This is a genomic window from Pseudoduganella sp. S-14, from assembly GCF_049913285.1.
GTDB lineage: Bacteria > Pseudomonadota > Gammaproteobacteria > Burkholderiales > Burkholderiaceae_D > Rugamonas.
Window position 1 is genome coordinate 1,741,781 of the sequence record NZ_CP183991.1, and the last position, 25,457, is coordinate 1,767,237.

At 62.6% G+C, this 25,457-nt stretch carries 16 protein-coding genes; 13 read left to right on the forward strand and 3 right to left on the reverse strand.

Annotated elements, in window-relative coordinates; all coding sequences use genetic code 11:
* Nucleotides 1-104: 104 nt before the first annotated feature.
* The 3 genes from ACN9MZ_RS08095 to ACN9MZ_RS08105 all read left to right on the forward strand — a co-directional run bounded on the left by ACN9MZ_RS08095 (nt 105) and on the right by ACN9MZ_RS08105 (nt 7,391).
* Nucleotides 105-3,314, forward strand: a complete 3,210-nt coding sequence (locus tag ACN9MZ_RS08095; protein WP_426341678.1) for a transglycosylase domain-containing protein — start codon at nt 105-107, stop codon at nt 3,312-3,314.
* Between the two features lie 180 nt (nt 3,315-3,494).
* Nucleotides 3,495-4,793, forward strand: coding sequence for a TAXI family TRAP transporter solute-binding subunit (locus ACN9MZ_RS08100; RefSeq protein ID WP_426341679.1), 1,299 nt, complete (start codon nt 3,495-3,497; stop codon nt 4,791-4,793).
* Between the two features lie 105 nt (nt 4,794-4,898).
* Nucleotides 4,899-7,391 carry a TonB-dependent receptor plug domain-containing protein gene (locus tag ACN9MZ_RS08105; RefSeq protein WP_426341680.1) on the forward strand — a complete coding sequence of 831 codons (2,493 nt, stop codon included), beginning with the start codon at nt 4,899-4,901 and terminating at the stop codon, nt 7,389-7,391.
* A 91-nt stretch (nt 7,392-7,482) separates the two neighbouring features.
* Here ACN9MZ_RS08105 and ACN9MZ_RS08110 read toward each other — a convergent pair whose 3' ends face one another.
* The gene (locus ACN9MZ_RS08110; RefSeq protein WP_426341681.1) at nt 7,483-7,944 is read right to left on the reverse strand and encodes a rhodanese-like domain-containing protein; all 462 of its coding nucleotides are present in this window, start codon (nt 7,942-7,944) and stop codon (nt 7,483-7,485) included.
* A 217-nt stretch (nt 7,945-8,161) separates the two neighbouring features.
* Here ACN9MZ_RS08110 and glnA point away from each other — a divergent pair, with 217 nt between their 5' ends.
* The 7 genes from glnA to ACN9MZ_RS08145 all read left to right on the forward strand — a co-directional run bounded on the left by glnA (nt 8,162) and on the right by ACN9MZ_RS08145 (nt 16,802).
* Nucleotides 8,162-9,577 (forward strand): type I glutamate--ammonia ligase, encoded by a 1,416-nt coding sequence (gene glnA / locus ACN9MZ_RS08115; protein ID WP_426341682.1) that lies wholly within the window; start codon nt 8,162-8,164, stop codon nt 9,575-9,577.
* A gap of 98 nt (nt 9,578-9,675) precedes the next feature.
* Nucleotides 9,676-10,161 (forward strand): DUF4124 domain-containing protein, encoded by a 486-nt coding sequence (locus tag ACN9MZ_RS08120; RefSeq protein WP_426321736.1) that lies wholly within the window; start codon nt 9,676-9,678, stop codon nt 10,159-10,161.
* Complete coding sequence (gene glnL, locus ACN9MZ_RS08125) at nt 10,158-11,249, forward strand: nitrogen regulation protein NR(II) (RefSeq protein ID WP_426341683.1); 1,092 nt, start codon at nt 10,158-10,160, stop codon at nt 11,247-11,249. Before ACN9MZ_RS08120 ends, glnL begins: the two co-directional genes overlap by 4 nt.
* 9 nt (nt 11,250-11,258) lie before the next feature.
* Nucleotides 11,259-12,746 carry a nitrogen regulation protein NR(I) gene (ntrC, locus tag ACN9MZ_RS08130; RefSeq protein ID WP_426341684.1) on the forward strand — a complete coding sequence of 496 codons (1,488 nt, stop codon included), beginning with the start codon at nt 11,259-11,261 and terminating at the stop codon, nt 12,744-12,746.
* A gap of 153 nt (nt 12,747-12,899) precedes the next feature.
* Complete coding sequence (gene corA / locus ACN9MZ_RS08135) at nt 12,900-13,865, forward strand: magnesium/cobalt transporter CorA (protein WP_426169749.1); 966 nt, start codon at nt 12,900-12,902, stop codon at nt 13,863-13,865.
* Nucleotides 13,866-13,922: 57 nt separating this feature from the next.
* Nucleotides 13,923-15,449: an HD domain-containing phosphohydrolase gene (locus tag ACN9MZ_RS08140; protein ID WP_426341685.1), complete on the forward strand. Its 1,527-nt coding sequence runs from the start codon at nt 13,923-13,925 to the stop codon at nt 15,447-15,449.
* A gap of 9 nt (nt 15,450-15,458) precedes the next feature.
* The gene (locus ACN9MZ_RS08145; protein WP_426341686.1) at nt 15,459-16,802 is read left to right on the forward strand and encodes a sensor histidine kinase; all 1,344 of its coding nucleotides are present in this window, start codon (nt 15,459-15,461) and stop codon (nt 16,800-16,802) included.
* Here the strand turns inward: ACN9MZ_RS08145 and ACN9MZ_RS08150 are convergent.
* Nucleotides 16,777-18,411, reverse strand: a complete 1,635-nt coding sequence (locus ACN9MZ_RS08150; RefSeq protein ID WP_426341687.1) for an NAD(P)/FAD-dependent oxidoreductase — start codon at nt 18,409-18,411, stop codon at nt 16,777-16,779. The genes ACN9MZ_RS08145 and ACN9MZ_RS08150 overlap by 26 nt on opposite strands.
* A gap of 236 nt (nt 18,412-18,647) precedes the next feature.
* Here ACN9MZ_RS08150 and ACN9MZ_RS08155 point away from each other — a divergent pair, with 236 nt between their 5' ends.
* Nucleotides 18,648-21,440 (forward strand): TonB-dependent receptor, encoded by a 2,793-nt coding sequence (locus ACN9MZ_RS08155; RefSeq protein ID WP_426341688.1) that lies wholly within the window; start codon nt 18,648-18,650, stop codon nt 21,438-21,440.
* Nucleotides 21,441-21,575: 135 nt separating this feature from the next.
* Here the strand turns inward: ACN9MZ_RS08155 and ACN9MZ_RS08160 are convergent, their stop codons facing one another.
* The gene (locus tag ACN9MZ_RS08160; protein ID WP_426341689.1) at nt 21,576-22,301 is read right to left on the reverse strand and encodes a 16S rRNA (uracil(1498)-N(3))-methyltransferase; all 726 of its coding nucleotides are present in this window, start codon (nt 22,299-22,301) and stop codon (nt 21,576-21,578) included.
* Between the two features lie 126 nt (nt 22,302-22,427).
* Here ACN9MZ_RS08160 and tkt point away from each other — a divergent pair, with 126 nt between their 5' ends.
* Both tkt and gap read left to right on the forward strand, forming a co-directional pair.
* Nucleotides 22,428-24,419 carry a transketolase gene (tkt, locus tag ACN9MZ_RS08165; protein ID WP_426341690.1) on the forward strand — a complete coding sequence of 664 codons (1,992 nt, stop codon included), beginning with the start codon at nt 22,428-22,430 and terminating at the stop codon, nt 24,417-24,419.
* Nucleotides 24,420-24,443: 24 nt separating this feature from the next.
* Nucleotides 24,444-25,454 carry a type I glyceraldehyde-3-phosphate dehydrogenase gene (gap, locus tag ACN9MZ_RS08170; RefSeq protein WP_426341691.1) on the forward strand — a complete coding sequence of 337 codons (1,011 nt, stop codon included), beginning with the start codon at nt 24,444-24,446 and terminating at the stop codon, nt 25,452-25,454.
* Nucleotides 25,455-25,457 lie beyond the last annotated feature (3 nt).

The following is a 25,457-nucleotide window of genomic DNA, read 5'->3' on the forward strand; positions in this document are numbered from 1 at the left end:
GTTTTCGCCGGCCCCGAGTTGTCGTTCGAGCGGTGCGCAAAATGCGCGCCGGCGCGGCAGCAATTGGATATGGCGGCAGCAGGCGGCGTTTGCGCTCGGTACCTATGCCTTCCCAACAAGATCACGAATCAAGCTCCTTCGAACCAGGCCCGCCAACCGAGCCAGCACTGCCACCTCCATCTGAACCGAAGAAGGGTCCGCGCTTGCGCAATGCGCTGATTGTGCTGATCCTGGTGCTGCTGACCGTGGCCGGATTCTGGGGCTATCACGAGACCCGCACCTCGACGATGCAGGCGAAGGTGTTCACCGATCTGGTCGGCAAGCTGACCTACAAGGTGGAGCCGGGGCCGAGCAAGTCGATCCGCTTCCCGCACGACAGTCCATACGACGAGCGCCTTGGTTACGCCAACCTGCCGGATTACCTGGACAAGCTGAAGGCGCGCGATTACGAAGTCACTTCGCAGGCGCGCTTCTCGCCGAAGATGCTGGAGCTGACCGACATGGGCGTGTTCGCGACCTATCGCGAAAAGACCCGCACCGGCCTGTCGATCTTCGACTGCCGCGAACAGCCGCTGTTCACTGCCAGCTATCCGGAGCGCATTTACGGCAGCTTCGAGCAGGCGCCGAACGCGCTGGTGCAAAGCCTGCTGTTCATCGAGAATCGCGAGCTGCTGGACAACAAATACCCGAAACGCAACCCGGCCGTCGAATGGGATCGCCTGTCCAAGGCCATCCTTGAAAAAACCGCGAGCGCCGTGGGCGCCGGCGGCCACCGCGCGGCGGGCGGCTCGACCCTGGCTACCCAGATCGAGAAGTATCGCCATTCGCCGGAGGGCCGCACGGGCTCGATGAAGGACAAGCTGCAGCAGATGATTTCCGCCTCGCTGCGCGCCTATCAGCAGGGCGAAGACACCACCAAGGTGCGGCGCCAGATCGTGGTCGACTACCTGAATACCGTGCCGCTGTCGGCCAAGCCGGGCTACGGTGAAGTGAACGGCGTGGGCGACGGCATGTGGGTCTGGTACGGCCGCGAGTTCGACGAAGTGGGGCGCCTGCTGGGCGGCAAGATGGACCAGCCGGGCAGTCCGCTGGCTTTCAAGGAAGCGCTGTCGCTGCTGATCGCACAGCGCCGCCCGAGCTACTACCTGGGCGAGGGCGATGAAGACCTGGAGACGCTGGCCAACAGCCACCTGCGCCTGCTGGCCAGCGCCGGCATCATCACGCCGCAGCTGCGCGATGCCGCGCTGAAGGAAAAGCTGCACCCAGCCAAGGGCAACGGCGTGCAGGCGGCACCGCCGATGACCTATGTCACCAAGAAGGCCTCGAACGCCGTGCGCGTGCACCTGGCCAACCTGCTGGGCGACAACCGCATGTACAACCTGGACCGCCTCGACCTGTCGGTGAACACCACGCTCGACGCGGAAACCCAGAAAACCGTCACCGCCATGCTGCGCCAGTTGCGCGAGCCGGAGACCGCCGTGCAGGCAGGCCTGACCGGCAAGGGCATGCTGGGCAATGGCGACCCGGCCAACGTGGTGTACAGCTTCACGCTGCTGGAGCGCGGCGAGCACGCCAACTACCTGCGCGTGCAGACCGATAACTACGACCAGCCGCTGGATATCAACGAAGGCGCCAAGCTGGACCTGGGCTCCACCGCCAAGCTGCGCACCCTTGTCACCTACATGGACATCGTCGACCAGCTGTACAAGAAGTATGGCCAGATGGAGCTGGCGGAACTGAAGAAGGTCAGCGTCGACCAGCGTGACCGCCTGACGACCTGGGGCATCGAGTACCTGACCATGACGCCGAAGGACAAGCGCAACCTGCCTGACATGCTGCAGGCGGCGCTGGAGCGCAAGTATTCGGCCAATCCTGGCGAGGGCTTCTTCACCGGCGGCGGCCTGCATTACTTCGGCAACTTCAGCAAGGATGACGACTTCAAGATCATGACCGTGCGCGAAGCGCTGCGCCGTTCCACCAACCTGGTGTTCGTGCGCCTGATGCGCGACGTGGTCAAGTATTACTCCTTCCAGATGCCGGGCTCCTCGCAGACCCTGCTGACCGATTCCGACGATCCGCGCCGCGCGGCCTACCTGGCGCGCTTCGCCGACAAGGAAGGCAAGGAATTCCTGTATCGCTTCTACGCCAAGTACAAGGGCAAGAAGACGTCGGAGCTCGATGCCATCCTGCTCGATACGATCCGCCCGACGCCGGTGCGCCTGGCGAATATCCACCGCACCGTATATCCAAACGCGACGCTGGCGGAGTTCGACAAGTTCGTGAACGACAACCTGAAGGTGCAGAACGATGTGCCGGAAGAGCGCCTGGCAAAGATGTACGAGCAGTACGCGATGGACAAATGGAACCTGGCCGACCGCGGTTACCTGGCTGCCGTGCACCCGCTGGAATTGTGGCTGGTGGCTTACCTGCACCAGAACGAAGGGGCTTCGTTGTCCGACGTGGTGGCCGCCAGCGAGAAGGAACGCCAGGAGGTTTACCAGTGGCTGTTCAAGACCCATCACAAGTACGCGCAGGACAAGCGCATCGCCGGCCTGCTGGAGATGGAGGCCTTCATGGGCATCCACCGCCAGTGGAAGAAGATGGGCTATCCCTTCGATTCCCTGGTGCCATCGTATGCGACCACGCTGGGCGCATCGGCCGATCGTCCGGCCGCACTGGCAGAGATGATGGGGATCATTGTCAACGGCGGCGTGCGCAAGACCACGCAGCGCATCGAGTCGCTGCATTTTGCGGAAGGCACGCCTTACGAGACCACGGTGGCGCGCAACAAGTCGAGCAGCAATGAGCAGGTGCTGACGCCGGAAGTCGCGCGCGCGGTGGCCGATGCGATCCGCGAAGTGGTGTCGGATGGTACGGCGCGGCGCGTGAAAGCCGCCTTTGTCGGCTCGGACGGACAGATCATTCCTGTGGGCGGCAAGACCGGTACCGGCGACCAGCGCTTTGACGTGTATGCGGCTGGCGGGCGGCTGATCGAGTCGCGCTATGTGAACCGCTCGGCGACCTTTGTATTCAATATCGGGGAGCGCTTCTTTGGCTCGATGACGGCTTACGTGCACGGGCCGGAGTCGAAGAATTACGACTTTACCTCGGCGCTGCCGGTGCAGTTGCTGACGGTGCTGGCGCCTTCGCTGATGCCGTTGATCGAGCCGACTGCGCAGAAAGCGGCGCCGGTGGTGACCGCGATGGCGGCTGGGGCGCCGGGTGGCGTACAGCCGGTTGCTACTGCTGCGCTGGTGGCGGCTACTTCTGCCGCGGCTCCCGCCGCGCCGCTGCACGCCTGCGGCGCGCGCTAAACCGGTAAACCTGGGTCTGACCCAAGGGTCAGACCCCTACGGTCTCCTGGCCGAGGGTTTCGGTTGTGCGCCGTTGATCTTCGTCGAAAGTCAAAATCCTCAAACCCCGTCAGCGGCCGCCGCGTTGCACGGGTCTGACCCTTGGGTCGGACCCAGGTTTACCGGGTTAAAATGCGGCCCATGAAACTCATCACCAAGTTCACCCGCATCAGCCTGCGCGACCTGCTGGTCTCGTTCGCCCCCACCATCCTGCTGATCGCCGGCGCCTGCGCACTGGCCTACTGGATCATCGACCCCACCCCGCCGCGGGTGGTCAAGCTCTCCACCGGCCAGGAAAACAGTGCCTACGAAAACATCGGCAAGCGCTACGCGCAAGCGATGGCCAAGCACGGCATCAAGGTCGTCCTCCAGCAAAGCCAGGGTTCGCAGGAAAACCTGCAGCGCCTGAACAAAGGCGAAACCGACATCGCCTTCGTGCAAAGCGGCTCCACCAACGAAGCCGAAGCCGAACGCACCGGCCTGGTCTCGCTGGGCAGCCTGTTCACGGAACCTGTATGGCTCTTCATGCGCGAGAAGAAAGCCGTCAACAGCCTGACCCGCCTCAAAGGACTGAAGGTCAACCTCGGCCCCGAAGGCAGCGGCGTGCCGCGCCTGTTCCGCCAGGTGCTGCAGATTAACGGCGTCCACAACGGCGACATCATCGCCAGCGACCTGGAAAACACTCCTGCCACGGTAGAACTGCTGGAAGGCCGCATCGACGCCCTGGTATTTGCCGCGGCGCCGGACGACCCGCTGATCCAGATGCTGTTGATGACGCCTGGGATCAAGCTGTTCAATTTCACCCAGGCCGAAGCCTATGCGCGCCGGCTGCCGTTCCTGACCCACGTCACCCTGCCGCGCGGCATCGTCGACCTGGGGCGCGACCTGCCGGCTCGCGACTACCACCTGATCGCACCAACCGCCACCCTGGTGGCGCGCGAAGACTTGCACCCGGCCCTGATCGACTTGTTCGTGCAAGCCGCCAGCAGCATCCACAGTGGGGCAGGGTGGTTCCAGCAGCAGGGCCAGTTCCCTTCACCGCGCTATACGGAGATTCCGGTCGCGCGCGAAGCGGCCAAGTTCTACAAGGATGGTCCGCCATTCCTGCAGCGCTACATGACCTTCTGGCTGGCCAACCTGTTCGATCGCCTGTGGGTGGTAGTACTGGCTACCGGCGCCCTGATCCTGCCGCTGTCGAAAGTCGTGCCGCCGATCTACGTCTGGCGCATCCGCTCGCGCGTCTACCGCTGGTACGGGCAGCTGCGCTCGGTGGAGCAAGGTGTCGACGAGGGCAAGCCGCGTGACGAGCTGCTGCACCGCCTGGACCAGATCGAAGAACGGGTCAACCGCCTGACCGTGCCGCTGTCCTTTGCCGATGAGTTCTACGGCTTGCGCAACCACATCGAGTTCGTGCGGCAGAAGCTACGTACAAACACGTAAAACACCATGAAAGTGTTGTATCCGCGAGACCCTTAATTGACAGTTGCTCACAGTTACCTCAAAGATAAGCCGGATGTGAAACTGGTTAAACTACAAGGGGTAGCTATGGCACCAAAAAAACAGGTTCTGGCAATCGCAGTTGCATCACTTTTCACTAACGCCGCGTGGGCGCAGGAAGCCCCCGCCGGCGAGACCGCTACCGTGGTGGTGACCGGTACCCGGGTTTCCAACCGCACGGTGCTCGACACCACGGCACCGGTGGACGTCATCAGCGCCGATAGCATCAAGAACGCCGGTGTGCCGGAAATAACGCAAGCGCTGTCGGTGGCGCTGCCTTCCTTGAATTTCCCGCGCCCCGGCCTGGCCGACGGCACCGACACCATCCGCCCGGCCACGCTGCGCGGCCTGGCGCCTGACCAGACCCTGGTGCTGGTCAACTCCAAGCGCCGCCACACTTCATCGCTGGTGAACCTGAACGGCACCATCGGCCGCGGTTCGGCCGCGGTGGACATGAACACCATCCCGGCCGGCATCGTGAAGACGATTGAAGTGCTGCGCGACGGCGCTTCCGCACAATACGGTTCCGACGCGATTGCCGGCGTGATCAACGTGCGGCTGCGTACCGACCGCACTGGCGGCGAAGCCAGCGTGAGTTATGGCCGTCGCGATACCGAATACAACTTCAATCCCGGCACGCCGCCTGCCGGCGCCACCTGGGGCGTCGAGGATTCGCGCAAGCGCAAGGATGGCAACACGCTCAATATCAGCCTGTGGAAGGGCATGGAACTGGGTGAAGACGGTTTCCTGACCCTCGCGCTGGAGCGTAAGCGCCAGGACCATACCGAGCGCTCGGGCTGGGACGTGCGCCAGCAATATCCGCTGGTGAACGGTGCCTTCGATCCGCGCGAAGCGAACTCCAACCGTTTCAACGCGTGGTATGGCGAGCCTGAAATGACGCAGAGCACCTTCTTTGCCAATGCGGGCTACAACCTGGCCGGCGGCGTCAAGCTGTATGGCTGGACCAGCTACCAGGATCGCGATGCGCGCTCGGGCGGCTTCTTCCGCCGCGCGCTGCAGGACAATAATACGATCGAGATCTATCCAAATGGCTTCCTGCCGATCATCGCGCCAGCAGTATCGGACTTCAGTGCCGCCTTCGGCGCCACCTGGACTGCCGGCGAGTGGGAGATGGATACGTCCCTTACCTACGGCGACAACCGGATGGACTTCACCATCGAGAACACGCTGAACCGTTCCCTTGGCCCGACCTCCAAGACGGTATTTGACGCGGGCGGCTTCAAGTACGACCAGCTCACGTTCAACCTGTCGGGCGTGCGGCAGTACGAAGTGGGCCTGTCGTCGCCGCTCAACGTGGCCGTTGGTGCGGAAGCGCGTCGCGAAGGCTATGCGCTGCACGCAGGCGAGCCTGATTCCTGGCGTAACGGTGGAGCGACCCTGCCGCCGCTGCCGCCGCCTGCGGCGCAGACTCCCCGGCCTACGGCTTCCGGTTCGCAAGTGTTCCCGGGCTTCCGTCCGAGCGATGAATCCGATGCCAACCGCAAGGCCTATTCGGTATATGTCGACGTGGAAGCGAACCTGACACAGAACTTGCTGGCATCGGCCGCAGTGCGCGGCGAGCATTACACCGACTTCGGCAACAACTGGTCGGGCAAGCTGGCGGCCCGCTACAACTTCTCGCCATCGTTTGCGCTGCGCGGTTCGGCGCAGAATGGTTTCCGTGCACCGTCGCCGCAGCAGCAGTTCTTTACCTCCACGGCGACCAACTTCGTTGGCGGCGTGCCATATGACATCACCACCTTCAAGCCTAGCGATCCGGCTGCCGTGGCGTTGGGCGCCAAGCCGCTTGATGCCGAGAAGTCGACCAACTTCTCGCTTGGCGCTGTGGGCAAGATGGGCAAGGCCAGCCTGACGGTGGATGCGTTCCAGATCAAGATCCGCGACCGCATTGTGCTGTCGGAGAACCTGTTGCAGGACAATGTGCGGAACTACCTGACGTCGCTAGGCTTCATCGGCATTGGCGGTGGACGCTTCTTCATCAATGGCGTGAACACCACGACGCGCGGCGTGGACGTGGTGGCCAACTATCCATGGAATGCAGGCAACGTGGGCAAGTTCGACTTCACGCTGGCGGGCAATTACACCAAGACCGAAGTGACCAAGGTGCCGGTGACTGCGCAATTGGCCGCGCTGAATCCTGCGCCGCCGCTGTTTGACCGCGTGAACGTGCTGACCTTTGAACATGGCACGCCGCAGACCAAGTTCACGGCCAGCATGAACCATACGCTGGGCAACTGGAGTGGCACCTTCCGCGCCACGCGCTACGGCAAGGTGTTGCAACCGGATGCGAATCCGGCACGCGATCACTGGATGACGCCGAAGACTTTGGTTGACGTGGAAGGGCGCTACAAGATCACGCAGCGTTTGACTGCAGCAGTGGGAGCGGAAAATCTGTTCGACCAGTATCCGGATCCGTATCCGGCACTGTTGAATGGCACCGGCAATGCGCCGTTCTCCAACTACTCGCCGTTCGGACGTTCCGGCCGCTTTGTGTACGCCCGTTTGAACTACGCGCTTTAACCAAGAAGCCGCGGATCGGATACCCGGCCGTTACACAGGCCGGAGACGATGGGCATCGAGGATAGTGCACTATCCCGATGCCCTTTTAATCTCACGCGCCCGTCCAGGGCAGGCCTGCCTTGCACCAGCCGCCCACGGTCTTGCGGTGGCCGTTGGCATCCTTGTCGCCTTCAAAGCCTTCCAGGATGTCATAACACTGGGTGTAGCCGGCCTCGGTCGCTGCCTTGGCCGCATGGCGCGAACGCACGCCCGAACGGCACAGGAAGACGATCACCGTGTCCTTGCCGGGCACCGCTGCCGCCAACTGGCCCAGGAAGTCGGGGTTGGGCGTCCCGCCTGGATACACATTCCACTGCGCCGCATGGTGCTGCTCGGCCGGAATCGACACCCGTCCCACCCAATCGCGCTCGGCATTGGTCCGCACGTCGACCAGGCGCACATGCGGGTCGCATTTCAGCAGCTCGTATGCCTCTTGCGGGGTCACCGCACCGGCATAGGGCAGGGAAGTGTCGCGTTTGCGTGCACGGTCGAGGATTTCGGAATGGGAACTCATGGTTTTTCCTTTATGATGACTGCACCACAACGATGCATTTGCTTCAATTGGTGCAAAAATGCACCACAGTGGTGCGATAATCGGCAGGCGCACCCGCATGGTGCGTCTTTTGTTGGGTGTAGGTAGTGATTTGGCTGGCATGATATCTGCTTAATGTACCACCAGCGTTCGCCGCACCCAAGTGGTCGCGGCAGTTTTTTCACTTAGGAGATATGTAATGGCACTGACCGCCGCAGATGTTCTGAAGATGGTACAAGAGCACGAAGTCAAGTTCGTGGACTTCCGTTTCGCCGATACCCGTGGCAAGGAACAGCACGTAACCGTGCCTGTGTCCCATTTCGACATCGACAAATTTGAATCGGGCCACGCTTTCGACGGTTCCTCCATCGCCGGCTGGAAAGGCATTGAAGCTTCCGACATGATCCTGCTGCCGGATCCTGCGACCGCCAACATCGACCCATTCTTCGAAGAAACCACCCTGTTCATGCAGTGCGACGTGATCGAACCGTCGGACGGCAAAGGCTACGACCGCGACCCACGCTCCATTGCCAAGCGCGCTGAAGCCTACCTGAAATCCTCCGGCCTGGGCGACACCGCCTACTTCGGCCCAGAGCCAGAGTTCTTCATCTTCGACTCCGTGAAGTGGAAGATCGACATGTCCGGCGCCATGGTCAAGATCGACTCCGACGAAGCTTCCTGGTCGACCGACAAGGACATCGACGGCGGCAACTCCGGCCACCGCCCAACCGTCAAAGGCGGCTACTTCCCAGTGCCTCCGGTCGACTCCTTCCAGGACATGCGCTCCGAAATGTGCCTTATCCTGGAATCGATGGGCATCCCGGTCGAAGTGCACCACCACGAAGTGGCCGGCGCCGGCCAGAACGAAATCGGCACCAAGTTCTCGACCCTGGTCGAGCGCGCCGACTGGACCCAGAACCTGAAATACGTGGTGTGGAACGTTGCCCACTCCTACGGCAAGACCGCTACCTTCATGCCTAAGCCTATCGTTGGCGACAACGGCTCCGGCATGCACGTGCACCAGTCGATCTGGAAAGACGGCAAGAACCTGTTCGCTGGCGACGGCTATGCCGGCCTGTCCGACTTCGCGCTGTACTACATCGGCGGCATCATCAAGCACGCCAAGGCACTGAACGCGATCACCAACCCAGGCACCAACTCGTACAAGCGCCTGGTGCCAGGCTACGAAGCACCGGTGAAACTGGCTTACTCGGCACGTAACCGTTCGGCTTCGATCCGTATCCCACACGTGGCCAATCCAAAAGGCCGCCGTATCGAAACCCGCTTCCCGGACCCACTGGCCAACCCATACCTGTGCTTCGCTGCATTGATGATGGCTGGCCTGGACGGCGTGCAGAACAAGATCCACCCAGGCGAAGCAGCGTCCAAAGACCTGTACCACCTGCCGCCGGAAGAAGATGCACTGATCCCAACCGTCTGCGCATCGCTGGAAGAAGCGCTGGATCACCTGAACAAGGACCGTGAGTTCCTGACCCGCGGCGGCGTGTTCACCGATTCGATGATCGATGCCTACATCGAACTGAAGATGACCGAAGTCACCCGCATGCGCATGACCACCCACCCGGTCGAGTTCGACATGTACTACTCCCTGTAATCAGGGCGCGATTGCCGGGATTAACCGGCAGTCAACAAAACGCGAGGCCAGCAGCTTGCTTTCCTCGCGTTTTTTTTCGGATGTTGTATAGTCGGGGCATGAACACTCGCACTCTCGTATTACATGGGCTGGCGTTGCTGGCCGTGAGTGGCGCAGCGCAGGCGCAGCAAATTTTTCTCTGCGTGGATGCCGATGGCCGCAAGGAACTGACCGATACCCGCAAGGGGAAGAATTGCAAGACGCTGGACCTGCCGGGCGCCACCATTCCCGCGCCGGGCGGCGCGCGCCGCGGCTCGACGCCGTCCGCACCTGCCGTGGCGCCAGCCAACTTCCCGCGCGTGGAAAGCTCGGAGCAGAAAGCCCGCGACGCCGACCGCCGCGCCATCCTGACCGATGAGCTCAACACCGAAAACCGTAAGCTGGCGGATTTGCGCAAGGAATTCAACAACGGCGAGCCTGAGCGCCGTGCCGACGAGCGCAACGCCGCCAAATACCAGGAGCGCGTAACTGGCCTGAAGGACAGCATCGCGCGTGCGGAATCGAACGTGGAAGCGCTGAAGCGCGAGCTTGCCAACATAAAATGACCCCAGACAGCCCTGCCAGCATCCGGCCCGCTGAACTGGCAGGGCTGGACCTGCTGGCATCGGCCGTTGTCATCGTCGATGGCGGCGGCCATATCCTGTACCTCAATGCCGCCGGCGAAAACCTGCTGGAGTCGTCGCTGAAAGCCCTGGCGCGCCAGCCGTTGGGCGGGCTGTTTGCAGTGCCGCTGGAGCTTGAGAACATCATCGCACAGGCGCGCGAGCACAAATTCTCCGACGTACGGCAAGAGCTGGTGCTGGAACGCAGCGGACGTGAAGCGCTGCACGTGCACATCATTGCCAGCGCGCTGGACGAGCCGGATGGCGCCGTGATGATCGAGCTGCGCGAGATCGTGCAGCAGATGAAGCAGGACCGCGAAGAGCGCCTGATGGATCAGAGCCAGGTCAACAAGGAGCTGATCCGCAACCTGGCGCACGAAATCAAGAACCCGCTGGGCGGCATCCGCGGCGCCGCGCAGCTGCTGGAAATGGAGCTGCCGCCGCTGCACCTGACGCAGCTGCGCGAATACACCCAGGTCATCATCAAGGAAGCGGACCGCCTGCAAACGCTGGTGGACCGCCTGCTGGCGCCGCACCGCCGGCCGCACATCGTGGGCGACGTCAATATCCACGAAGTGCTGGAGCGGGTGCGCAGCCTGATCCTGGCCGAATTCCCGGTCGGGCTCACCATCCGCCGCGACTACGACGCTTCCTTGCCCGAATTCCGCGGCGACAAGGAGCAGTTGATCCAGACGGTCCTGAACATCGCCCACAATGCCGCGCAAGCGCTGGCGGCGCGCATCGAGCAGGGCGATGCCGAGATCATTTTCCGCACCCGCGTGGCGCGCCAGATGACGCTGGCGAAGGTGCGTTATCAGCTGGCATTAGATTTGCATATCATCGATAACGGACCGGGCATCCCGCCCCAGATCCGCGACCGCATTTTCTACCCGCTGGTGTCGGGCAGGGATGGCGGCAGCGGCCTGGGGCTGACGCTGGCGCAAACCTTTGTGCAACAGCACATGGGTGTTATCGAATGCGAAAGCAGGCCTGGTCAAACGGACTTCAGAATCTTATTGCCTTTGCCTTGATCGGAATACATGAAACCAATCTGGATAGTTGACGACGACGAATCGATCCGCTGGGTGCTGGAGAAGGCCCTGGCGCGGGAGAACCTCGCCACGCGCAGCTTTGCCAATGCGCGCGATGCGGTCGCCGCGCTGGAACATGAGACGCCGCAGGTGCTGGTGTCGGACATTCGCATGCCGGGCGACTCCGGCCTCGACTTGCTGCAACTGGTGAAGCAGCGCCATCCCGGCCTGCCGGTGATCATCATTACCGCCTTCTCCGACCTGGATTCCGCCGTGGCGGCCTTCCAGGGCGGCGCCTTTGAATACCTGGCCAAGCCCTTCGATATCGACAAGGCGGTGGAGCTGATCCGCCGCGCGCTGGACGAAAGCCTGCGCGAGTCGAGCATCGAATCCGGACCGGCCGATACGCCGGAAATCCTGGGCCAGGCGCCGGCCATGCAGGAAGTCTTCCGCGCCATCGGCCGCCTGTCGCAATCGAATGTGACGGTGCTGATCACCGGCGAATCCGGTACCGGCAAGGAGCTGGTGGCGCGCGCATTGCACAAGCACAGCCCGCGCGCCGATCAGCCCTTCATCGCCATCAATACGGCGGCGATTCCGAAGGACTTGCTGGAATCCGAATTGTTCGGTCACGAGCGCGGCGCGTTTACCGGCGCGCAGACCACGCGCCGCGGCCGTTTCGAGCAGGCTGAAGGCGGCACGCTGTTCATGGACGAAATCGGCGACATGCCGTTCGACCTGCAAACGCGCTTGCTGCGCGTGCTGTCGGACGGGCACTTCTACCGCGTCGGCGGCCACTCGCCGCTGAAGGCCAATGTGCGCGTGATCACGGCCACGCACCAGAACCTCGAGCAGCGCGTGCGCGATGGCTTGTTCCGTGAAGACTTGTATCACCGCCTGAACGTGATCCGCCTGCGCTTGCCCAGTTTGAGGGAGCGGCGCGAGGATATCCCTATCCTGGTGCGCCACTTCCTGGTGCAGAGTGCGCGCCAACTGGGCGTGGAAGCCAAGCGCATGAGCGATTCGACGCTGGCGTTCTTGCAGCAGCTTGAGTTGCCGGGCAATGTGCGCCAGCTGGAGAACCTGTGCAACTGGATCACCGTCATGGCGCCCGGCCAGACGGTGGAGGTGAAGGATTTGCCGCTGGAGCTGACGCAGGGGCAGGAGAGCGCCACACATGCCGCCGCGCCGGTCGCAGTGGAAACGGCGATGCCGCAGCACCACGGCACAGTGCAGCCGCTGGCGCCGCCGCCGCTGGCTTCATCGCCGGAAGGATGGCTCAGTTTGCTCGAGCTGCAGGCGGCTGGGATGCTGAGCAGCGGGCAGCAGGATGTGATGGATGTGCTGGGACGCCAGTTCGAGTCGGCCCTGATCCGCACGGCGCTGAAGTACACCCACGGGCGCAAGAACGATGCCGCGATCCGCCTCGGCATCGGACGCAATACCATCACGCGCAAGATTGCCGAACTCGGTATCGACGGCGCCAAGGATGACTAAAAACCGGTAAGGCGGTGTCAGGCACAAGTGCCTGACACCTGTCGGCGGCGGCCGCGCGTGGATCTCGGACCCTATGGGCCGGACGGGGCGGCCATCCGACCGGTTTGCCGGTTTTTAAGCTATGCTGCGGGCTTGGAAATTTGAGGAGCCTGCATGCTAATTAACTGCGTCGCCTACCAGGATGGGCGCAAGCTGGCTGATATCCCGGTCGAGGACATCAGCGATTACGTGGCGCGTCAAGACGCCTTCGTCTGGGTCGCCCTGCGCGACGCTTCCCGCGCGGAACTCGAAGTGATGCAGGAAGAATTCGGCCTGCACGAACTGGCGGTGGAAGACGCCGGCCGGGGCCAGCAACGCCCCAAGATCGAGGAATACGGCGACTCCCTGTTCGTCGTGGTCAAAATGCTTGAACTGCGCGAGGACGAGCTGCATGTCGGCGAAGTCGATATCTTCGTCGGCCCGAACTACGTCCTGTCCAATCGCTCCAATTCCACCAAGGACTTCCTCGGCGTGCGCGCCCGTGCCGAGCGGGAACCGCACCTCTTGCAGCAAGGCTCCGGCTTCGTGCTGTACGCGCTGATGGACGCCGTGGTCGACCGCTATTTCCCGATCATCGACACGCTGGAAGTCGAACTGGAAAAGATCGAAGAGCGCATCTTCATCCGCGGTTCGCAGCAGGACAATATCGAGCGGCTGTACGAACTCAAGCGCAAGGTGATGACCGTGCGCCACACCGTCGCCCCCTTGCTCGATGCCATTGGCAAGCTGCACGGCGGCCGCGTGCCAGCGGTCTGCCGGAACACGCAGGAATATTTCCGCGACGTCCACGACCACTTGCTCCGCATCAACTCTGCCCTCGATACCATGCGCGAGACCATCGGCACCGCGATCCAGGTCAACCTGTCGATGGTGGCGCTGGAAGAGGGCGAGGTCAACAAGCGGCTGGCGGCCTGGGCTGCAATTTTCGCGGTGTTGACCGCCTTCGCCGGCCTGTGGGGCATGAATTTCAAGCACATGCCCGAGCTGGACTGGCGCTTCGGCTACCCGGCGGCCCTGACCCTGATGGCTGTTGTTTGCGGCGCATTGTATCGACGCTTTAAGAAGGTGGGCTGGCTGTAACGGTATATAATTTACAATAAACAACCTCTGGTGGGGCGGGGCATGGTGGATGACGCAATGTTGTTCGACGATGATGAAACGCCAGCCCCGGCCGCGTCCCTCCCGCCATGGGAGATCCTGGTCGTCGATGACGAGCAAGCGGTACACCAGGTCACGGAGCTGGTGATGGCGGACTTCGAGTTCGACGGGCGCCGCGTCCATTTCTCCCATTGCTATTCCGGCAGCGAAGCACGTGCGCACCTGGCGCGGCCCGGACAGTTTGCCCTGATCCTGCTCGACGTCGTGATGGAGTCCGAGCACGCCGGCCTGGAGCTGGTGCGCTATATCCGCGAAGAGCTGGGCGACCGCAACGTGCGCATCGTATTGCGTACAGGCCAGCCAGGCCAGGCGCCGCAGGCGCTGGTGTTGAAAACCTACGACATCAACGATTACCGCGAAAAGACCGAGCTGACGCACGCCAAGCTCAGCAACGTGTTTTATTCCGGCCTGCGCGCCTATCGCGACCTGATGCGTCTGGAGCGGGCCCGCCTTGGCTTGCGGCGCTCGATCGACGCCATCACCCATGTCTGCGACTCGGACAACCTGCGCCATTTCTGTTCCGCGGTACTGGAACAGGCCTCCGCGTTATTGGGGCGGCAGGCGGAGGGCATATGCGCCAGCCGCATGAACGCCTACGCCGCGGCGCGCCAGCCGGGACGCCTGCAGGTGCTGGCGGTGACCACGGCCTTTGCCGAACTGGCGCTAGAGGAAACGCTGGACCATTTGCCGGCGCCGGTGCGTGACGCCTTCTTGCGCTGCATGGCCGAGCAGGCAGACCATGATGGCCCGCTCTACTATGCCTGCTACTATCGCACGCGCGACGGCAACGAGAGCCTGCTGTACATGTCCTTCAGCGAGCCGCTGGAAGAGGACGAGCGCGAGCTGCTTGGCCTGTTTTCGGCAAATGTCGCGATCACCTACGAACGGCTGCTGGCGCGCGAGGAACTTGAGGCGACGCAGGAAGCCATCATCCACATCCTTGGCGAGGCGCTGGAAAGCCGCTCGGCCGCATCAGGCGGCCATGTCGAACGCGTGGGCGAGATCGCTGCCATGCTGGGCGCGGCGGTCGATATGCCGGACAACGCCGTGCGCCAGTTGCGCCAGGCCGCGCCGCTGCACGATATCGGCCATGCCGGCATTCCGGACGATATCCTCAACCTGCCAGGCCCGCTCGATGCAGCGCAGCGCACGCGCATGCAGGGCCATAGCGATATCGGCTGGCATATGCTGTCCGCTTCGACGCAGCCGGTCCTGCAACTGGCCGCGCGCATTGCCCACGAACACCATGAGCGCTGGGACGGCGCGGGCTACCCGCAAGGCTTGCAGGGGGCCGATATCAGCCTGGCCGCGCGCATCACCGCGCTGGCCGACTTCGTCGACGCCATGGTGAGCCCGCGCAGCTATCGCCCGGCGCATACGCTCCAGCATGCGCTGGACGAGGTGCGCGAGGGCAGCGGCAGCCGCTTCGATCCTGCATTGGCCAGCCTGCTGTTGCAGCATAAGGACGACCTGCAAGACCTGTACCGGCGCCACCCACCCCATTAGGAGCCCGTGATGGAATTATTCGACGCCAACGACGCGCGCACCCTGGCCGAAGCGGCGTTGCGCTCGATTACCGATTCCACTGCGCGTGCGCGCGGCGAGGAGTTTTTCCGCGTGCTGGTGCGCGACCTTGCGGCGGCGCTGGACGTGACCTATGTGATCGCGGGCCGCGTGATCCACATGCCGGACGGACAGGAAGGCATCCGCACGCTGGCCGTGTGGGGCGGCGAAGAGTTCCTGCCGAATATGGAATACAGCCTGGAGCACACGCCTTGCCACAACGTGACCGACCAGACCATGTGCTTCCACGGCTGCGGCATCCAGCAGGATTACCCGCTCGACACCCTGCTGGTGGACATGAAGGCGGAAAGCTACGTCGGCATGCCGATGGTCGATACCGAGGGCAAGACCCTGGGCATCCTGTCGGCCGTCGACACCAAGCCGATTGATGAAAACAGGCGCTTGCTGGCGCTGTCGCTGCTGTCGATCTTCGCCGCGCGTGCAGCGGCCGAGTTGCAGCACCAGGACCGCGAGCACCTGCTGGAGGAAAAGGTCTCGCGCCGCACCGAGGCCCTGCGCGCGGCACAGGCCAGCCTGGTGGAGCAGGAAAAGCTGGCGGCGCTGGGCGCGCTGGTGGCCGGCGTGGCGCATGAGGTGAACACACCGGTGGGCGTGGCGCTGACCGCCGCATCGGCCATGAGCAGCTATACGGCGCAACTGGTGCAGGCATTGCAAGCGCCGAAAGTGAGCCGCTCCGACCTGGTCAACCTGGCCGCGCGCCTGAACGATGCGGCAGCGCTGATCGAGCAGAACCTGCACCGCGCCGCCGCCCTGATCGGCAACTTCAAGCAACTGGCAGTGGACCAGGGCACAGAGCACGTGAGCACGCTGGCGCTGAAGGATTATGTGCAGGGCGTGGTGTCGGCGCACAGCCCGGAATTACGCAAGGCCGGCATCAGGGTGGAGGTGGAGATCGACCACCTGCTGCGGCCGCGCCTGCCACCCGGGAAGTTCTCGCAGGTGCTGTCCAACCTGCTGATGAATGCCGCGCGCCACGCCTACCCGGATGGGCAGGGCGGCACGGTGACCGTTCGCGCCAGCGCGGCCGACGGCTGGCTCGAGATGGACTTCATCGACCAGGGCGTGGGGCTGGCCCCTGGAGTGAGGGAAAGAATTTACGAACCCTTCTTCACCACCAAGCGCGGGCAGGGCGGCTCAGGACTCGGCATGCATATCGTCTACACCATCATGCAGCAGATGGGCGGAGCAGTAGAAGTGCACAGCAAGCCCGGACAGGGCTGCCGCTTCCACCTGCAGATGCCGTTTGAGGTCAGGACCTCTCCGCCGCCTGCATAGACAGCGCCACGGCTTCCGCCACCTTGATGCCATCCACACCGGCCGACAGGATACCGCCGGCATAGCCCGCGCCTTCGCCGGCCGGGAATAAACCGCGCGTGTTCAGGCTTTGCAGGTCGTCGTTATTGCGCTTGATGCGGATCGGCGAGGAGGTGCGGGTTTCCAGGCCAGTCAGCACGGCATCGTGCTTGAAGTAGCCCTTGACTTGCTTGTCGAAGGCCGGGAAGGCTTCGCGCAACGCGAGCACGGCGTAGTCCGGCAGGATGGTGGCCAGGTCGGTCCAGGTGATGCCGGGCTTGAAGGAAGGGACTACGGCGCCCACGTCACTCGATGCGCGGCCCGCCACGAAGTCGCCCATCAACTGGCCCGGCGCATTATAGTTGGAACCGCCCAGCACATAGGCCTTCTCTTCCAGGCGTCGCTGCAGTTCGATGCCGGCCAGCGGGTGGCCCGGATAGTCTTCCTCGGGGCTGATCGACACCACGATGGCGCTGTTGGCATTGCGCTCGGCGCGCGAGTATTGCGACATGCCGTTGGTGACCACGCGGCCCGGCTCCGAGGCGGCCGCCACCACGGTGCCGCCCGGGCACATGCAGAAGCTATACACGGCGCGGCCATTGCTGGCATGGTGCACCAGCTTGTAGTCGGCCGCGCCCAGGATAGGATGGCCGGCATTCGGGCCGAAGCGGCACTGGTCGATCAGCGATTGCGGGTGTTCGACGCGGAAGCCGATCGAGAACGGCTTGGCTTCCACGTAGACGCCGCGCTCGTATAGGACCTGGAAGGTATCGCGCGAGCTGTGGCCGATGGCCAGTACCACATGGTTGGTTTCAATGTACTCGCCGCTAGCCAGGTGCAGGCCGTGCACCTGGCGCACGCCGTTTTCCTCGCGGATGTCAAAGTCGGTCACGCGCTGCTCGAAACGGATTTCGCCGCCCAGGGCGGTGATTTCCTCGCGCATGTTTTCCACCATCTTCACCAGGCGGAAGGTGCCGATGTGCGGCTTGCTGACGTAAATGATCTCTTCCGGCGCGCCGGACTTGACGAACTCGGTCAGCACCTTGCGGCCATAGTGCCTGGGGTCGCTGATCTGGCTGTACAGCTTGCCGTCCGAGAAGGTGCCGGCGCCGCCTTCGCCGAACTGCACGTTCGATTCAGGGTTCAGCACGCGCTTGCGCCAGAAGCCAAACGTATCCTTGGTGCGCTCGCGCACGGTCTTGCCGCGTTCGAGGACGATAGGCTTCAAGCCCATTTGGGCCAGGATCAGGGCGGCGAACAGGCCGCATGGGCCCATGCCGATGACCACCGGGCGCGGCTGTTTGCCGTCGGCGTTGACGCCATGCGCGACGAACTTGTAAGCCATGTCGGGCGAGACCATCAGGTGCTTGTCGTCGGCGCGCTTGGCCAGGATGCCGGCATCGTCCGTGGTTTCCACGTCGACCGAGTAGATCAGCGAGATGTTCGACTTCTTGCGCGCGTCGTAGCTGCGTTTATACACGGTGAAGCCCAGCATCTGCTGCGGTGAAATCTTCAGGCGGGCCAGGATGGCTTTGGCCAGCTCCGGTTCTTCGTGGTTGAGGGGGAGCTTGATTTCGTTCAGTCGCAACATGGTGGTCTTTCTCTCTCGGATGGGGCGCGCAACGGGCCCAAAGGCGACATTTTACCCGCTTCCTCCAGATTGATTTGTGTTGGTTGCACGCCATAAGGCTTTGCCGATTCGCCGCCGCCTTCCTGGCGACTCCGGCACAATCCGCTTTTTTCATTATTCATTACTGAATTGACATGCTTTGATTCACAAGCCGCAACCGCGGCGAGTACAAAAAACAGAGAGTCAAAGAGGAAACGATGATGAAAGAAACCATCCTGTCGCGTTCAGTGCGACTGATGTTCATGGCCGGCCTGGGCGTTGCAGTCCAGCCGGTGATGGCTGAGGAGAACATCCAGCGGGTCGAGATCACCGGCTCGGCAATCAAGCGCGTTGCAGTGGAAGGCGCACTGCCGGTGCAGACCCTGTCCAAGGCGCAGATCGAGCAGACCGGCGCCACCACCGTGGCCGACCTGGTTGCCACGCTGCCTTCGATGCAGGGCTTTGTCACTTCGTCGGCGTCGATCAACGGCGGTGGCGGCGGGGTGCAGACCGCCTCGGTGCACGCCATCGGCACCGGCTACACGCTGGTGCTGCTGAACGGCCGCCGTATCGCGCCTTACAGCTCGGGCTCCGCGGTCAACCTTGCTTCGATCCCCTTGTCGGCGGTCGAGCGGGTCGAGATCCTGACCGACGGCGCTTCGGCCCTGTACGGTTCAGACGCGATTGCCGGCGTGGTCAACTTCATCCTGAAGAAAAACCAGACCGACGCCAACATCGAGCTGACCTACAACCGCCCCACCAAGGGGAGTGAAGGCTCCACCTCGAACGTTGCCATCTCCAAGGGCTTTGGCGAGCTGGAGACCGATGGTTTCAACGTCCTGCTGGCCTACAGCCACGACACGCAGAAGGAACTGAGCGCGAGCGACCGCCGCTTCTCGGCGCCGGGCGGGGTGCATGCCTTCGGCGAGGGCGGCAAGGGCTATTCGCTATACCAGGTATCGGCCAATTCGATCCCGGGCAACGTCAACGCGCGCACCAGCAACGGCAATGTGCTGTTCAATCCAAGCCTGATCAATACAGGCGCCTGCGGTGCGCCGAACACCTTCAAGGTCGGTGACCGCTGCATGTACAACTATGGTTCGGTGGTCGAACTGCTGCCGGAACTGAAACGCGACGGTCTGTTTGCCTCCACCAACATCAAGCTCAATGCCGACTGGACCTTCTTTGCCGAAGGCCTGTATTCGAAGTTCACCAGCACCGCGCGTTATGCGCCGCCGGCCCAGCCGCTGTCGCTGGATATCAATTCCGCGCTGTACAAGGCCAACGTGGTGCCGGCGCTGGTCAAGCTTGGCGTGGACCCGGCGACGGTGAATTCCGCCACCATGAGCTTGCGCCTGGTCGATGCGGGCGGCCGTACCGACGACTGGAAGACCGAAGCGAGGCACCTGGCGCTCGGCGTCGAAGGCCGGCTGGCCGGCTGGGACCTGACCGCCTCGTACACGCATTCCGAAACCAAGGCGGAAGACCATGCGGTCGCCGGCTATACCAGCAGCGACAAGCTGGACGCCCTGATGGCCTCCGGCGCCTACAACCCGTTCATCGTGCCGACTGCGGAAACGCGCGCCGCGCTGGCTTCGGCCGTTCTGCACCAGCAGCTGGACGAAACCACCTCGAAAATCGATGTCGTGAACCTGCGCGGCTCGCGTCCGGTATTCGAAGCGCCGGGAGGGTCGGCCATGCTGGCACTGGGCGGCGATTTCCTGCGCCAGAAATATGTCTACGATCCAAGCGCGATCACGATGGGCGCCAACAGCCTGCAGCCGGACTTTACCGATAGCCCGATCGGCGGCATTTCCGGCTCCCTGCCGACCGATGCCTCGCGCAAGAACTGGGGTGCGTTCGCCGAACTGGTGGTGCCGGTCATGAAAGGCCTGGAACTGACGGGCGATGTACGCTATGACAGCTACGACGCAGTGAAGGACAAGATGAACTTCGACAGTACCGGCAAGCTGGTCGCGCCGGGTACCAAGGGCAATGAGGCCAGCAAGACCACCTACAAGCTGGCCGCGGCCTGGCGTCCGGCCGATTCCGTGCTGGTGCGCGGCTCTTACGGTACCGGTTTCAAGGCGCCGGTCATGACTGATATCACTAACCCGCTGCAAGGGGGCGGCTCGTCGAACGCGCATCCATGTCCGATTACGTCAGGTCCGCTGCTGCCGCTGTGTAACGGCACCTCTGAATATAACCTGCTGAGTGGCGGTAATCCGTATTCCGGCGCCACCGGCCTGAAACCGGAGACTTCGAAGCAGGCTTCCATCGGCCTGCGCGTGGAGCCGATGCGCGAACTGTCCATTGGTTTCGATTTCTGGGATGTGAAGATCAACGACCAGATTTCCAAGTTGCCGGAGAACGAAGTGTTCAACAATCCGGCCAAGTATATGGGCCTGTTCGTGTCCTACTACGACCCGATCCAGAAGCAGGATACGCTGGCCGCTGCGCTGACGCCATTTAACCTGGCCAAGTCACACTACCAGGGCATCGACTGGGACCACACCTACAAGATGGGCAAGTTGTCGTTCAACTGGACTGGTACTTATATGAAGAAGGCCGATTTCCAGACGCTGGCGACCGATCCGGTCGAGAACAGCGTGGGTCGCTTCGATTCGTACAACTCGGTGACCTTCCGCTGGATCAGCAAAGTGGTGGCAAGCTGGAAGCAGTCGGATGTGCTGACGCATTCGCTGACCGGGGTGTACAAGTCGGGCTACCACGATATGCCGATCAGTGCGGGCAGCCTGGCGGTGCGGGACGAGGCTGGCAATTTCGTGGCATCGAACCGCAAGGTGGATGATTATCTGGTGTGGGATTGGCAGACGCGCTATCGCTTCAATCCGAACCTGGTGCTGACTGGGGGAATCAAGAACCTGTTTGACCGCGAGCCGCCGTTCTCGCAACGGATTGCAGGTGGCGGTAACCAGATGGGGTTTGATGCGCGGTATACCGATCCGCTGGGTCGGCAGGTTTATCTGGTGGGGAACTACAAGTTCTAAACCAGTAAACCGGGGGCAGACCCACGGGTCAGACCCCCAACGGTCTTGAAGTTTGGGGTTTGGTTCCAGGCTTTTGATCTTCGCAAAAAGTCAAAGGCCCACAACCAAACCCGCGGCCGGTGGGCAAACCCGGGTCTAGATCCCGCCCCACGCCGCAGACAGGATCGACACCGCCGCTAAAGCCGCCGTCTCCGTCCGCAATACACGCGGCCCGATCGACAAGGGCAGGACCCCATGCCGCAAAGCCTCAGCCTCCTCCTCATCGGAAAAGCCGCCTTCCGGCCCCACCATGATGCTGAGTGCCTGCGCCGGCTGGTGCCTTGCCCAATCCGCCAGCGACTTCGTGGCCCGCGGCGTCAGGATCACGCGCTTGTGCAGATCCTGCTGCGAAATCCACTCGCGGAACTCCTGTGGCGCCGCGACGGAGGCCAGGCGGTTGCGCCCGCACTGTTCCGACGCCGATACCACGATCCCATTCCAGTGCTCCAGCTTTTTCTCCGCCCGCTCGGCCGACAGCCGCACCACGCAGCGCCGCGCCGCCAGCGGCTGGATGCCGGCCACGCCCAGCTCCACCGCCTTCTCGATAATCCAGTCCATTTTCGACCCTTCCGGCAGCGCCTGGGCCAGGGTCACGGCAAACGGCAATTCCGCTTCGCGCGGATCGAAGACCTTGATTTCCGCCCAAGCCTTTTTCTTTTGTACATCTGTCAACACTGCCGTATACTCGCCGCCATTGCCGTTGAACAAGGTCAGCGTGTCGCCCGGCTCCATGCGCACCACGTTGACATGGTGGGCAACGTCGGCTGGCAGCTCCAGTTGCTGGCCTGCGGCAAGGGGCTGTGGCACGTGGAAACGGGGCATAGGGTCGCTTCGGAAAGGTTGAAATGCACCAATTTTAAGCGTTGCTGTCACGCTCTGGTAAAATATCGGGTTCCATAGGCGGCGTCTGCCGCAGTGCACCAAATACTCAACCTTCCTCGAACTACGATGAAAACTTCGCTCCCTTTCACCAAGATGGCCAACGCGATCCGTGCGCTGGCAATGGACGCTGTGCAGAAGGCCAATTCCGGCCACCCAGGCATGCCAATGGGCATGGCTGAGATTGCGGTAGCACTGTGGAGCGGCCATCACCGCCACAACCCGAGCAACCCAGCCTGGGTCAACCGCGACCGCTTCCTGCTGTCCAACGGCCATGGTTCGATGCTGCACTACGCGCTGCTGCACCTGTCGGGTTACGACCTGCCGATGGAAGAGATCAAGAACTTCCGCCAGCTGCATTCGAAGACCCCGGGCCACCCGGAAGTCGGCTACACCCCAGGCGTGGAAACCACCACCGGCCCGCTGGGCCAGGGTATTGCCAACGCAGTCGGCATGGCGCTGGCTGAATGGCTGCTGGCTTCGGAATTCAACAAGCCTGGCTTCGACGTGGTCGACCACTACACCTACGCCTTCCTGGGCGACGGCTGCCTGATGGAAGGCATCTCGCACGAAGTGTGCTCGCTGGCCGGTACCCTGGGCCTGAAAAAACTGATCGCCCTGTACGACGACAACGGCATCTCCATCGACGGCAAGGTTGAAGGCTGGTTCACTGACGATACCCCTAAGCGTTTCGAAGCCTACGGCTGGAACGTGATCAAGAGCGTGGACGGCCACGACGTCGCTGCGCTGTCTGCCGCCATCGAACAAGCCAAGAAATCCGACAAGCCAACCCTGATCTGCTGCAAGACCGTCATCGGCAAGGGCTCGCCGAACCTGCAAGGCGGCGACAAGGTGCACGGCGCACCGCTGGGCGACAAGGAAATCGCCGCAGTGCGCGAGTACATCTCCTGGGGCGCCGAGCCGTTCGACATTCCTCACGACGTGAAGGAAGCGTGGGATTTCAAGGAAGAGGGCGCGAAATTCGAAGCCAGCTGGAACGAGATGTTCGCCAAGTACTCTGCACAGTACCCGACCGAAGCTTCTGAACTGACCCGCCGCATGAAGGGCGAACTGCCAGGCAACTTCCAGGCAACCCTGGACGCCGCCATCGCTGCCTGCGTCGAAAAGAAAGAAACCATCGCCACCCGCAAGGCATCGCAGAACGCGATCCAGGCACTGGCGCCGATCCTGCCCGAATTCCTCGGCGGCTCGGCCGACCTGACCGGCTCCAACCTGACGAACTGGAAGGAATGCATCGCCGTTCGTTCCGGTGTGCCGGGCAACCATATCAATTACGGCGTGCGCGAGTTCGGCATGTCCGCCATCATGAACGGCGTCGCCCTGCACGGTGGCTACATCCCGTTCGGCGCGACCTTCCTGACCTTCGCCGACTATAGCCGCAACGCACTGCGCATGGCCGCGCTGATGAAGCAGCGTACCCTGTTCGTGTTCACCCACGACTCGATCGGCCTGGGCGAAGACGGCCCGACCCACCAGTCCGTGGAACATGTGTCCTCGCTGCGCCTGATCCCTAACCTGGACAACTGGCGTCCGGCCGACACCGTCGAATCGATGGTCGCATGGGGCGAGTCCGTGAAGCGCGCCGACGGCCCATCGACCCTGATCTTCTCGCGCCAGAACCTGCCGTTCATCGAGCGTTCGGCCGACAAGATCGCCAACATCGCCATGGGCGGCTATGTGCTGTCCGACGAAGCCGATGCCAAGGCCATCCTGATCGCCACCGGTTCCGAAGTGGAACTGGCCATGAAAGCCGCCGCCGAACTGAAGGCAGCCGGCACCCCGGTACGCGTGGTTTCCATGCCGTCGACGGACGTGTTCGACCGCCAGGACGCAGCCTACAAGGCATCCGTGCTGACCAAGGGCCTGCCACGCGTGGCGATTGAAGCAGGCGTCACCGCCTTCTGGTACAAGTATGTTGGCCTCGAAGGCGCAGTGGTCGGCATCGACACTTTCGGCGAATCCGCACCGGCCGGCGTGCTGTTCAAGCACTTCGGCTTCACCGTCGACAATGTCGTGGCAAAAGTCAAAGCAGTCATCTAATTTCTATCATCAGGAGTAAACAGCATGACGATCAAAGTAGCAATCAACGGTTATGGCCGTATCGGCCGCAATGTTCTGCGCGCTTTCTACGAAGGCGGCAAGAAGCAGGACATCCAGATCGTGGCGATTAACGACCTGGGCAACGCCGAGTCGAACGCCCACCTGACCCGCTACGACACCGCCCACGGCAAGTTCCCTGGCACCGTCACGGTGGAAGGCGACAACATGATCGTGAACGGCGACACGATCCGCGTGTTCGCACAACGCAATCCAGCTGAAATCCCATGGGGCGAGCTGGGCGTGGACGTAGTGCTGGAGTGCACCGGCTTCTTCACCACCAAGGAAAAAGCCTCGGCCCACCTGAAAGGCGGCGCCAAGAAAGTGATCATCTCCGCACCAGGCGGCAAGGACGTTGACGCGACCGTCGTGTACGGCGTGAACCACGGTGTGCTGAAGGCTTCGGACACCGTGATCTCGAACGCATCCTGCACCACCAACTGCCTGGCCCCGCTGGTCAAGCCACTGAACGACGCCATCGGCCTGGAAACCGGCCTGATGACCACCGTGCACGCTTACACCAACGACCAGGTGCTGACCGACGTGATGCACGAAGACCTGCGCCGCGCCCGTTCCGCTACCCAGTCCATGATCCCGACCAAGACCGGCGCTGCTGCCGCTGTCGGCCTGGTGCTGCCGGAACTGAACGGCAAGCTGGATGGCTACGCGATCCGCGTTCCGACCATCAACGTGTCGATCGTCGACCTGTCCTTCATCGCCAAGCGCGACACCACCGTTGAAGAAATCAACAAGATCATGAAGGAAGCATCGGAAGGCGCGCTGAAAGGCGTGCTGACCTACCAGACCGAGCCTCTGGTCTCCGTGGACTTCAACCACAACCCGGCCTCGTCGAACTTCGACGCCACCCTGACCAAGGTGTCGGGCAAGCTGGTCAAGGTATCGTCCTGGTACGACAACGAGTGGGGGTTCAGCAACCGCATGCTGGACACCACCGTGGCACTGATGAGCGCCAAGTAATTC